The organism is Paenibacillus sp. FSL R10-2796, from assembly GCF_037965315.1.
Classification (GTDB): Bacteria; Bacillota; Bacilli; order Paenibacillales; family Paenibacillaceae; genus Paenibacillus_AQ; species Paenibacillus_AQ odorifer.
Genome location: NZ_CP150178.1, coordinates 5,228,445 through 5,240,817, shown reverse-complemented (window position 1 = coordinate 5,240,817; position 12,373 = coordinate 5,228,445). Strand labels below are relative to the sequence as shown.

The following is a 12,373-nucleotide window of genomic DNA, read 5'->3' as shown; positions in this document are numbered from 1 at the left end:
TCGGTTGATATAAGAGTGGCTCCAAAATTCACCGCTTCAACCAAAGTGGTGAACCGTAGGTATGGGTAAGTTTTTTACTGATTGCATTACGCTAACGGGACACGTTAGTTCAATAAACATGATAAGGCAGCCCGTCAGTCAATGCGATCAGCTGCCTTCATTCAACTAACGGGCAGTTTTGTACAAGAAAAAATGATGAACTGGAATAAACACGTGCAGTACTGATGGATGAAAAAGGTGAAGATATGGATTCAAATGAACTAAAACCTTTAATGAACAACACAAAATGGGAAGAAATAAGACAAGCAATGCTCAACTATGCCTTTCCAACCAAATGGAGGATTAAAGACATTGATACTGGCTATATCAGCCTTTGGGATGGAGATTGGTATTACCATTTTTCAGATGGTGGTTACAAATTTATTGAGTGGTTAGAAATTCATGCTGAAGATGACTCGATAAATGCTGATTTAATTCAAATCTTGAAAAAAATACATGTTCCAGGTGAAGTAACTACCGACTCCATCATAATTTATGGATATAACAAAACTAATGAATTCATTGATTATATATAATACGCTTCACCTCAATGCTTCCAAACACAAAGTACAGTTTGACCATTAAATGTATATCTGTATATAAAAGAAAAAACACTCCTGACAATGGAGTGTTTTATTATTATTCAAATTTATTTGAAGTCCATGTAGCAATTCCATTCATTGGACATGCAACAACTAGCCAGTTATCAGATTCTACTCCCACCTGCCAACATTCATACTTCTCATGAAAACCAATAACAAATAGTATGCTACCTGATTCAAAGCTTATAATTAAATGTGGAGTGCTGTCTCCCAATTGTATATCTATAATCTTTTCACGTCTCATCTTTATGATCTGACTGTATTTTTCTTCCTCAGAAATATCTGCAATTTGACTTTCGTTACTAGGGTATTGAGAGGGAACTGAATTAAATATAGTCCACTTTGATTCAATGTTTAGGTACAGTTGACCAGCTAAATCATCGAAGCCTTCATACTTAGTTAAATAAACTTGAGTAGCACCACTTGATACTCCAAATCTAAGACCATCAATTTTTGCCCCAATACAAAGATGTTTAAGAACTCGTTCAGCGAAGTCCCTATTTTCTTTATTCATTCCGTTCCCCAGCTCTTTTCATCAACGTATACGCCCGAATCATTACACCATATCTTGGATTTGTTGGTGTTGGCTTTTCGCTTCAAATTTCGCGTTTTGGCATTTTGCTCTCATCCATGTACAGCAGATTCCAGCGGTGACCGTCCAGGTCGGCAAATCCTGCGCCGTACATCCAGCCGTCAGTTTCACTTGGCTTGCCAAAGATGTTTCCTCCGGCAGACTCTGCTTTTTGGATAAAAGCATCTACTTCTTCTCTGCTTTCAGCACCAATGGAGAAGATTACTTCAGCGCTATGGGAAGTATCTGCGGTTTTTGAACCAGTAAATTTCTCAAACGCCGCATCCGGGAACAGCAGAATTGTTGTTTGACCTATTACAAGCTTAGCTCTCTCGTTCCCAACACTCACCGCTTGGAATCCAAGCTCATTGAAAAAGGCAGTTGACCTCTCAACATCTTTGACTGGCAGGTTAATCCAAATCTCCTGTGACATGGCTGTAGCCTCCTAATATATTTTCATTCCTACTATACTCTACTTCTGGCAGCAGAAGCGATCTCTTTCGCAACTCACCTTTAATTGAAATACTCGATAGTTTTCTCAATAAATGACTTGGCCGATTTTGTCAGAAAACGGTCGGACCGATGAATGATCTCAAAGTGACGATATGGCGGATCGTCTGTAATTCGGATGCAGCGTAATGTTGGTTCATTCATTGCTTGGATCAAACGGTAAGGCAGCAATGTTCCTCCGACGTTGGCTTTCACCAAGCTAATAATGGAAGTTGCCGAACTGGTCTCCATGATCGTATCTAAGCTGAATCCATATTTACGGCAATAGCCATCAACCAATTCTCTGCCTGTAAATCCTTCGGGGAACATCACAGTTTGGATATTACGCAGTTCCTGGATTACAATCGTGCTTCGTTCAGCCCAATCATGATTCTCAGAAACGACAAGTACATATTCTTCACTGCACAAGGGAATGCGTACAAGCCGATCATCTGGAGCAGAGGTGATCTCGATCCCGATGTCTACTTCATTATCCAGTACTTGATTCAAGACGTAGATCGATGAGATAAGCTTCAGCTGCACCTTGGGGAATCGCGTATGAAAATTCACGAGCAATGGGGTGAACCGGTAGTCTAGATCGGAAGGGAGAACACCAATTACCAACCGACCTCGTTGATCATTGCGTAATTCAGCTAACGCATCCTGGGTATTCTGTAAATGCCGAATCATCTGTACACAGTGCTCCAAAAACAGATTTCCTGCTTGAGTCATCACAACCTTTTTGCCGACTCGGTCAAATAAGGGAACTCCGAGTTCATCCTCAAGTGCGCGTATTTGTTGACTCAACGTAGGCTGAGATATGCCAAGCTTCTCAGCTGCTCGTGTAAAATGAAGCTCCTCACACACAGCAATGAAGTTTTCCATCTGACGAATCTCCATATGAATGACCTCTAATCATTGGTTTTAGTAATCATTTTAATAGAAACTATAGTATTGTTCAATCATTGTAATGATTCTATACTTAATCGTGCACCTCCCAAAGATCTGTTATTAACAAATAGGATCATGGGAGAATGCATCGATACTACTACCATGAGGTGATTCATAATGAAACTTTTTTATATCGTCTTGGCGCTTATCCTGGCTTCACTGAATTTACGACCACCCATTACATCCATTTCTCCTCTAATGAGCATCATTCAGAATGATTTGGGTATAAGCGGGATTACCGCCAGTTTGTTAACCGCACTTCCGGTATTATGCATGGGCATATTTGCTCCGTTCTCCGTACGATTAAGCAGAAGGTGGGGAAATGAGGGCGCAATTGTTCTGGCTTTAATCCTCATTGGGTTAGGTACGGGATTACGATGGTTTGTTGGTACAACTCCTTTGATGATGTTCACTTCTTTTCTTTCCGGTGTAGGAATTGCATTGGCAGGGCCGCTGTTGTCCAGCTTCATTAAGCAGTATTTCCCTGACCGAGTGGCATCCATGGTGGGTATTTACTCTACAGCGATGGTGATGGGGGCCAGCATTAGTGTGGGACTATCGGTTCCGCTACAGCATACATTGGGTGGTTCGTGGAGAGGCTCGTTGGCTGTATGGGCATTACTGGCAGCCATTGCGTTGCCGATTTGGTTGAGATTAGCCTGGTCTGCGCGCACAGATCGACAATCCGGTAAAATCTCGAGTGTACTTAATGCACCACTTCCGGTGAACAACAAACGTGCCTGGGTGCTGACATTATTCTTCGGGCTGATGGCAGCGATCTTCTATTCGTTGACCGCCTGGCTTGCGCCAGCAATCCAAAGCCAGGGGTATAGCCAAGAAACTGCTGGCAAAATCCAAACTTTATTTACATTGATATCGCTGCCCTCTACTTTGTTCATTCCGATGCTTGTACATCGTTACCAAAGACGTGTATTCTGGCTTGTCGGGTGTGCTTTATTGGAGTTGATGGGTGTCCTGATGCTGAACCTATCCGTTAGCCCCTGGCTCGCGGCGATTCCACTCGGTATTGGAGCGGGTGGGCTGTTCCCGATTGCACTGATGTTGCCCATTGATGAAACAAGTAATGCTCAAGAAGCTAGTAGCTGGTCCGCAATGACCCAATCTGGTGGCTACATTCTCGGAGCGCTTGGGCCGCTAGCGATTGGCTGGCTCCACGATGCAACAGGCAGCTTCGTTCAAGCATTCTATGGTTTGGCTGTAATCATCGTGCTTCAGATTATCGTTCAAATGGCTATAGGAAATAAAAAAAGTTCTCCATCCATTTCTCGTCTCCATTAAAGGTTTCGTGTGATACTTCATGTTGATCAATTAGTGAAGTTGTGCTTGCATGGACCTATGAACGTACGTGGTGTAATTCAACTAGCGGGCAGGATAATGGAAATGAACTGTAGAAAAAAACCTATAAATGAAAGTGACAAAAGTGGAGAATTCTACCGACAGTTGAATAAAGCGCCTATGAAAATTCAACCACCGCTTGATAGGATTGCGTTTGAGGAAATGCTATGCTGTTTTCGACAGTGCGCACTGTACATTTTGTTTTATTGGAGGTATACAATGCTCGACTTGCGTAAAATTGGAGCTTATATTTCGAAGCTTCGCAAAGACCAGGATTTGACCCAATTGGAACTTGCCGATCAACTGAATGTAAGTCATCAAGCGGTATCGAAATGGGAACGGGGCGACTCGCTACCGGATATCGGAACGCTTCCGCAGTTTGCGAGGTTATTCGGCAAAACGGTAGACGACATTTTAAATGCAGGAGACAACTCAGAAAATCGGGAGCACCAGCACCTAGGAACGATCGTTGAGGAGATCGCAGAGAACAGGCCGGACCAAGTTGCAGAGATGGTCAATACCGGTGAGATGAAGGTGGAAGAGCTTGTAGAAGTAGCACCGTTTGTAAAAGCAAGCGCTCTGCATAAGGTTACAGAACGATTAGACAGCAGCGTCCTTAAGTTAGACGTGATCATGCGGCTGGCTCCGTTCCTTGGAACAGATACATTGGATGAACTGGTTCGTCAGGCAGAAGAGGGCGAAATTATGTGGAATGCCATTACTGGACTCGCTCCGTTCGTCAGCAGCGACACATTAAGCCGACTGGTAGATAAATCGATTGACGGTTCCTTAGAAGTGCACAATCTTGTTGGAATTGCCCCGTTTCTTGAAAGAGAACATGTAGATCGGTTGGTTCAACAAGCAGAAGAGGGTAGCTTGAGCTGGCATTTCGTTCAAGGGCTGGCACCCTTTATTAGCAGAGAAACGTTAAGCCGCTTGGTAGACCGGGTTGCAGATGGCACTATTGATGCGAACCGGATCATAAGCCTCGCACCTTTTCTGGACAGGGAAAATCTCGAGAAGTTAATTAGTGGAGTCGAAGCTGAACATCTTAGCCCAGATCTGCTGGCAAGCCTTGCTCCTTTCGTCGATCAAGGGACATTGAGTAGAATGGTGACAAACTTATTAAATAAAGTAAAGTAGACACGTATATCGGAGATTGGTGATGCATAGGCAATGGCGTTAAGCTAACGGGAAACGCTAGTTCCATAAACACGATAAAGGCAGCCCGTCAGTAAATGTGATCGGCTGCCTTTATTCAACTAACGGGCAAGTTACCTTAATAAACTAAGTGGTGGATAAAATATAAATATAAGAGTTCTCTCCCGAACTATTAGAAAAAGTCATGGTACGATGTCCTTATTCGGCTGTTTCAGGGGGAGTGAGGAGTACATGTTAAATACTCATGATGTTGCAATAGAAGCATTAACTTGTTATTCGATTACTTATCAATCAATAGCTCATATTGGCCAAAATGCAAACGCCATCTATAAAGTGACAGATAAGGAAAGTAACTACTATAGTTTGCGGATACATCTATCAAAAAATGATTCGATGGAAAGTATTTGGTCTGAGGAAAAAGTCATTCATTCAGAAATGATTTGGCTGGAATCATTAATAAATGATACTGATCTGGTGTTACCGTCACCTATAAAAAATAACATTGGTGAATATGTTACTAAGATAGCTGACATGAACTGTACATTGGTAAAATGGGTAGAGGGTGAACAAAAACAATTTGTTCCAACAATCAATGATGCCGAGTGCGTAGGTGAATTGATCGGAAAGCTTCATAAACAATCATCTATTTGGAAGGTTCCGCAATCATTTACTAGACCATCCTTTGATAATACTAGAATTTCACAATCATTAGAAAAGCTCAAACAGCTTGCTGACGGTGGTGAGCTCAATAAAAATGATGTGGAAATTCTGCAATTGGCCGGTGAGCGTGCAATTTTAATGATGAACGATATAGAAAGAACACCTGGCAACTGGGGGATAATTCACGCAGACTTGATTCCAAGTAATTATGTGTTTCATAAACAAGAAGCTAGAGCCATTGATTTTGGAGCTTGCGGGTTCGGATATTATTTATTCGATTTAGGTTGGACACTTTCTTATATCCACCCAGCGTTCAGAAGCCAGTTGCTAGAATCATACGCCAAACAATTCGACCTGCCTCATAACTATGTTCAACAGTTAGAAGGCTTCTTTGTAGCTGCCCAACTCGAAACAATGAATTTTTGGCTTGGGTTGCCTGAATCTAATGAGTGGTTACCCAGTCACATTAGTAGATTAGCAAGTCGGGAATTTAAGTTATATGTAAATAAAAAAGAATTTCTTTTTAGTGGGACTCCTTACTGGGAGTAGTTTGTTCCACTAACGGGAAACGTTGTCTCAAATCACGATCAGCCAGCTGCGTGATCAGCTGCCCTTTGCTCGAACTTGATCGTATCGGACCGTATTGCAGCTATTTCAGCATATGGGTACATATTGCGAAGGTTTCGGACTGTATAACTCTTATTGCCCTTGATTTGCGTAGAAAAGAAGTACATTTGAGCGAATAGCTGCAACTGAGTCCGATAGTGTGGCAAAACGAGCTGAATTGTGGAAATAAGAGCAATTGAGTCCGAACAGTTGGTGAAAAGAACGCCGCCTGCCAAATTTGCTCCTAAACGTGCTACCCAGTGTTTAAACTAGCCGTCTATAGCTCAAGCTATCTACACCGTGCGCGGAATTAGCTATCTATAGCTCAACCTAGCTGCACCGTGCGCGGAATTAGCTACCTATAGCCCAACCTAGCTACTCCGTGCGCAGAATTAGCTAACTACAGCTCAAGCTATCTACACCGTGCGCAGAATTTGTTACCTGTTGCTCAAACTAGCCGCCTATGTCTCGAAACTAGCTGCCCTTTGCGCGATCTTGATCGTATCGGACCGTATTGCAGCTATTTCAGCATATGGGTTCATATTGCGAAGGTTTCGGACTGTATAGCTCTTATTGCCCTTGATTTGCGTAGAAAAGAAGTACATTTGAGGGAATAGCTGCAACTGAGTCCGATAGTGTGGCAAAACGAGCTGAATTGTGGAAATAAGAGCAACTGAGTCCGAACAGTTGGTGAAAAGAACGCCGCCAGCCAAATTTGCTCCTAAACGTGCTACCAAGTGCTTAAACTAGCCGTCTATAGCTCAAGCTATCTACACCGTGCGCGGAATTAGCTACCTATAGCTCAACCTAGCTGCACCGTGCGCAGAATTAGCTAACTACAGCTCAAGCTATCTACACCGTGCGTGGAATTAGCTACCTATAGCTCAAGCTAGCTACTCCGTGCGATAATTGAAGGATGGGCAAAGGTGAAAACGTTTATTGGCTTATAACGCACCAATTAAACCTTGGAAAGAAGCTTAATATAAACAAGAAGGCAGCCGATCAACACGATCAGCTGCTTTTGTTCATCTAAGAGTAATTTCTCAAATAAATAAAAGCATCCTTGACTTTCCCCTGCACGGGAAACTGTATACTCACTTTATGTTATAGATTGGAGATGATATTTTGTTCAAAATTAGTGCATTTTCTAGGCTAAGCAAGGTATCCTTAAAAACACTGCGTTATTACGACCAGATTGGCATACTAAGGCCGAAAAAAGTGGATCAGGATACGTGCTACCGTTACTATTCCGCAGATCAGCTCCTTGAGCTCAACCGAATTTTAATCTATAAGGAATTGGGTTTTACATTGCCTCAAATTAAACAGCTGCTTCAGGAAAATATTTCATTAGAAAATATTCAAGGCATGTTTAAGCTGAAAAGAAGCGAAATCCAGCATATCATCGATACGGAACAAGCTAAACTCGTCAGGATTGAGGAACGTATGCAGCTTATAGAAAAAGAGGGGCAATTCGAAACGGGTCAAGAAATCAGAGTCAAAGCAGAGGGTGCTCAATTGTTTCTTTATCAGAAAGCATGCGGGAAAGAAGAGGACATTCCGGATTTGCTTCGTCAATTTGATCAGTTTATAACGACGGAAAATCGTCAATTCATTCAAGGCCCTCAGGTTGTTTTGTGGAAAGACGTCGAAGGAAAAGAGGATGAGTTTGAGTTTGAAGTCGGGTATTTTTTAACCTGTGAGCTGCGATCATTTCCAGAACCGTTTCAGCTACGGACTCTTCCTCCTGAACCGATGATGGCCACAATGGCTTTTCATTCAAATACTAGTTTTGATTGTGCTGCCTGTGTTCATTTAGCTAAATGGATTGAGAAAAACAACTATCAGATCAAGGAGAACGAACCGGGCAGGGAGTTATATTTACCGTTATCTCCAGAACGAGATGCACAATTCATAGAAATACAAATTCCCATTATAAATAGATAACAGAAGAAGTGGAGTGGGGGAAATTGAAAAATAAACGGATCATTTATATTCTGGCACTGGCTGTTTTTCTGATTGGAACCATTGAATATATTATTACAGGAGTTATTGAGATGATTGCTGTGGACTTGGGAGTATCTACTTCTGAAGTTGGATTATTGGTGACTGTGTTTGCCCTCTCTGCAGCCATTGTCGCTCCGGTTTTGATTGCATTAACGATCAATGCAGATCGCAAGAAACTACTAATGATCACCCTAGGTGTGTTTATTGCCAGCAATGGACTTATGTTTGTAGATCTTGCTTATGAAACAGTACTATGGATACGTATTATCCAAGGGGCTAGCGGAGGAGTCGCTACCGTTGTAGCCATGGCAATAGCGACCCGACTCGTTGAAAAAGAAAAAAGGGGCAATGCCATCGGTATCATTTTGATGGGGCTTAGCAGTTCACTAGTGCTTGGTGTTCCTGTGGGCACATTTTTTAGTGAGATGTTTGGATGGAGAGTGCTATTTGTTTTAATCGGATTATTAAGTATTCTTCCATTACTTATCATCTATAAAAAGGTTCCGGCAATCAAAGAAGAGGAAAAGGTTACCCTCAGAATGCAGCTCTCTATTTTAAAAAATCCAACCATTCTGATGGCCTTGGTTATTACGTTGTTTTATGTCGGCGGCTATTCTACACTGTTTACTTATATTACGCCTTTCTTGCAAGCCACGTCCTCTCTTTCCATGACCGAAATTAGCGGTGTTCTGTTCCTGGCGGGCATTTGCAGCTTTGTCGGATCAAAGCTGGGCGGACAACTGGCAGATGCAAAGGGATCGAAATTTACCATTTGTCTCGGGCTTCTGTTACAAGGGGCGACTCTGCTTTTATTTGCTCTAGCCGGAGTCAATCTGTTGGTTTTAATCTTGGTTTTAATGATTTTTATGTTAGCAACGTGGAGTATTTCCCCGGCCCAGCAACTATATCTGGTTACTCTGGCGCCTCGAAATCCGGACATTGCTCTTAGTGTAAATACTTCGTTCATCCAATTTGGCTTTGCACTGGGATCTGGATTAGGCGGGTTAGTCATCAGTCGTACCTCTGTCCTATATTTGAATTGGCTGGGTTTTGCCGCTGTATGTATAGCTTTACTTCTTGCCATCTTACTATTTAAAAAAATGAGCAGTAGGACTAAAATTACTATGGTTTAAATAAGAAATGGATTGGAGAACGACAAAGAGAACTTTATCGCCGAATTTTTCCAGAGCCATCTGGGACTGAGTATCAGCATTCCAATTTAATGGACAGAGCTGATGTTGAGTGTTTATTTGATTACTGTCAGATATTAGAAGCGATAACCTCGAAGAATTTATTTTTGAAGTCGAATCACATGTCGATTCATTACCTGAACTTTAAGCTAGAGTGAAACGATATCTTAATAAAAACAAGAAGGCAGCCGATCAACACGATCGGCTGCTTTTGTTCATCTAAGAGTAATTTCTCGAATGAATAAAAGCATCATTGACGTTTCTCAGCACGGGAAACTGTATACTCACTTTATGTTGTAGATAGGAGATGACACTGCGTTATTACGACCAGATTGGCATACTTAGGACGAGAAAAGTGGATCACGATACGTGCTATCGTTACTATTGGATAGTTCATGGCGAGAAGTTTGTCGGCCAAAAGTATTTTGGTGTTCTTGTCCGCGAGGGGTTCAAGGGTGCCCAGAGCGACTAGCTTGTAGTAAAAGTACCGGATTCTACATCGTGGAGTCAGGCTGTTGTCAGCTGCCAGCTAAGCTAAGTGTAACTCCATTTACGTTACCGATCCCTAGGAAAGTCCAGCGAGAGAAAGTCACTGCCGCCAACCCCCACCAATGTAGGCCCTGCCTTTATTTGCGAGGCGCTCCTGAAGACCGGCTATGATGACCGGATGTAATTCTGATTAAGGTCCATGCCAATGCATCCCAATACTGGAAAAACGGGAACCTGGCTGAGAAGGTGATGCACATGTTCAAGCGGATCACCAACCGGGATTCATCTGTAGGTTTCATTTGCTGTGCAGCCGGAAGAAATAAATGTCACGCCTGAGGCTACTCAAGTGTTATATCTATAGAAACAGAAGAAATAGAAGAAAGGAGACCAACGTGGATTCTATGGAAGAGAAGATTAGGAGAATACAGGCCGGAGATGCCCGCCTGTTCTCAGATGTAATCAAGCTGTACCAGCAGCGGATATACCTCTACTGCTTCCGGATGCTGAACAGCAGGGAAGAGGCGGAGGATGCGGTGCAGGATGTCCTGATTAAGGCCTATCAGAATATCGGGCAATACAAGCCGCAGGCGGATTTCGTATCATGGCTCTACAAGATCGCGTACCACCATTGTCTGAATCAGTTGCGGCGGCAGAAATTTCAGTTTCAATTGCGCAAGCTGCTCTGGCAGGAGGTTACGGTGAACAGTGCCGAACAAATGGTCGAGGACCGTCTGTTCAGCGAGCCAGTCTCGACCGCCCTGGGGAAGCTGAATGTGGAAGACCGGAATTTGTTGATTCTGCGTATTTATGAAGATAAATCGTTTGCGGAAATCGGCGAAATTCTGGGTGTCAGTACGGCTACCGTACGCAAAAGATATGAACGGACCAAAGGCAAGCTTAAAAAGGTGTTGGAGAGAAAGGAGAAACAACTATGGACAAGAGTGAATTAACCTCGGAGGAGCGGTTTCTGAAGCACGGAGACCGGTCCGCCAATTTCATCCCCGTTGATGTTCATGAACAGGTAATGACAGCGCTCGGGCTTGGCGGGATCTTACCTGCTGCAGAAGAGCAGACCCCTCTGCAGACACTTCCGCCAAACGAAGGGGCTCCTAACGTTATGCGCAGGCTAAAGACAGAAGCCGGAACGGGGCGGAGCCGGAGGAGAATCCTGCGGATTCCGGTGCAGGGCTGGGTGGCGGCACTACTTGTAATGGTCTTGTTGGGCGGCGGTTATACCCAGTATTCCGGTGAACTCCGGCAGGGGGCCCAAATTCAGTACAAGGTGCTGCCCTATAAGCCACTTCTGGCAACGAAATCAGGTGGAATGATAGAGAAGCCGAATGAACCCTTGATTCCCTGGCCGGCCAAAGCGCAGCTGAGCAAAGAGGATGAACTCTACAAGATGAAATATGCAAAGGGCTACAATGCCATTGAGAAGTTGCTGCTTCCTGGAGAGTATGCCACCTATGTTATCAAACGTGAAGACGGGAAAGAAGAATCTCATCTTGGGTTATACTGCCCGCCGATCATAGTCAAGGACTATTCCACTTATAAGACCAGTGTTGAGAAGCACCACGCTCCCGAAGTGAAGCAACCGGGATATATGCCGGACGGGTATACCTTGGACGAGGCGTTTATCAAGCCTTCTTTTATAAAGGTCGAAGATGACAAGCAGTTTAAAGGTGAAAGCGAGATAGACCTAGGAGACAACTTCCGGATGACTTGGAAACGGGAGAAGGCGGAGAATATTGCCTATGATTCTTCTACACTTGTGTACAAGAAGGGGAAGATTCAGGTGAGAATCAGTGCCTCACGTGTTGATGAAAAAGCTACACCGGTAGAAAGCCTGATGTGGACCAAAACGACAAAGGTGGAGAATATTGATATTGGCGGCAAGCAGCTCATTTATCTCGAACCTTCCAGCAACGAAAAGATTGACCTGGGGTATAAGTATAGACTAGTCTGGTCTGACCCGGAAGCGCAGATCATCTATAATGTGTCGGTTCGCCAGGAGAAATCTGAGTTGACCAAGGATGAGGTCATCCGTATTGCTGCCAGTATGATGAATTAAACGAACACAGATATTACGCTCAGGACTGTTTCGCTATCTATGATAGCGGGACAGCCCTCGAGCGTTTTTTGCATATGCGAAGCACTGCATATTCGTGAGATTTTATAAGAATTCTTGCATTGCTCTCATATGAACTTCCGATTCATATTATTAATGTAGCAATGTAGCAAGATATTGCAGATTA

11 protein-coding genes are annotated in these 12,373 nt (G+C 43.3%); 8 read left to right on the top strand and 3 right to left on the bottom strand.

Features of this window, described 5'->3' with window-relative positions:
• The first annotated feature begins 224 nt into the window (after nucleotides 1-224).
• Nucleotides 225-575: a DUF6678 family protein gene (locus NST58_RS23730; RefSeq protein WP_217696541.1), complete on the top strand. Its 351-nt coding sequence runs from the start codon at nucleotides 225-227 to the stop codon at nucleotides 573-575.
• A 103-nt stretch (nucleotides 576-678) separates the two neighbouring features.
• Here NST58_RS23730 and NST58_RS23725 read toward each other — a convergent pair whose 3' ends face one another.
• The 3 genes from NST58_RS23725 to NST58_RS23715 form a co-directional block, all read right to left on the bottom strand.
• Nucleotides 679-1,155: a hypothetical protein gene (locus tag NST58_RS23725; RefSeq protein ID WP_339244388.1), complete on the bottom strand. Its 477-nt coding sequence runs from the start codon at nucleotides 1,153-1,155 to the stop codon at nucleotides 679-681.
• 82 nt (nucleotides 1,156-1,237) lie between these two features.
• A complete protein-coding gene (locus NST58_RS23720; protein WP_076279218.1) occupies nucleotides 1,238-1,645 on the bottom strand; it encodes a VOC family protein in 408 nt (135 codons plus the stop codon).
• A gap of 80 nt (nucleotides 1,646-1,725) precedes the next feature.
• Nucleotides 1,726-2,586 carry a LysR family transcriptional regulator gene (locus NST58_RS23715; protein WP_339244386.1) on the bottom strand — a complete coding sequence of 287 codons (861 nt, stop codon included), beginning with the start codon at nucleotides 2,584-2,586 and terminating at the stop codon, nucleotides 1,726-1,728.
• Between the two features lie 183 nt (nucleotides 2,587-2,769).
• Between NST58_RS23715 and NST58_RS23710 the strand changes: the two genes are divergently transcribed.
• The 7 genes from NST58_RS23710 to NST58_RS23680 all read left to right on the top strand — a co-directional run bounded on the left by NST58_RS23710 (nucleotide 2,770) and on the right by NST58_RS23680 (nucleotide 12,189).
• The gene (locus NST58_RS23710) at nucleotides 2,770-3,951 is read left to right on the top strand and encodes an MFS transporter (RefSeq protein ID WP_339244384.1); all 1,182 of its coding nucleotides are present in this window, start codon (nucleotides 2,770-2,772) and stop codon (nucleotides 3,949-3,951) included.
• A 276-nt stretch (nucleotides 3,952-4,227) separates the two neighbouring features.
• Nucleotides 4,228-5,151 carry a helix-turn-helix transcriptional regulator gene (locus NST58_RS23705; protein WP_076130257.1) on the top strand — a complete coding sequence of 308 codons (924 nt, stop codon included), beginning with the start codon at nucleotides 4,228-4,230 and terminating at the stop codon, nucleotides 5,149-5,151.
• Nucleotides 5,152-5,400: 249 nt separating this feature from the next.
• Nucleotides 5,401-6,378, top strand: coding sequence for a phosphotransferase (locus NST58_RS23700; protein WP_339244382.1), 978 nt, complete (start codon nucleotides 5,401-5,403; stop codon nucleotides 6,376-6,378).
• Nucleotides 6,379-7,560: 1,182 nt separating this feature from the next.
• The gene (locus NST58_RS23695) at nucleotides 7,561-8,379 is read left to right on the top strand and encodes a helix-turn-helix domain-containing protein (RefSeq protein WP_076130205.1); all 819 of its coding nucleotides are present in this window, start codon (nucleotides 7,561-7,563) and stop codon (nucleotides 8,377-8,379) included.
• Nucleotides 8,380-8,402: 23 nt separating this feature from the next.
• A complete protein-coding gene (locus tag NST58_RS23690; protein WP_076130206.1) occupies nucleotides 8,403-9,572 on the top strand; it encodes an MFS transporter in 1,170 nt (389 codons plus the stop codon).
• Nucleotides 9,573-10,519: 947 nt separating this feature from the next.
• On the top strand, nucleotides 10,520-11,068 hold the full coding sequence (locus tag NST58_RS23685; RefSeq protein WP_076130253.1) for an RNA polymerase sigma factor: 549 nt from the start codon (nucleotides 10,520-10,522) through the stop codon (nucleotides 11,066-11,068).
• A complete protein-coding gene (locus NST58_RS23680; protein WP_081387989.1) occupies nucleotides 11,050-12,189 on the top strand; it encodes a DUF4367 domain-containing protein in 1,140 nt (379 codons plus the stop codon). The genes NST58_RS23685 and NST58_RS23680 overlap by 19 nt, the downstream gene beginning before the upstream one ends.
• Nucleotides 12,190-12,373 lie beyond the last annotated feature (184 nt).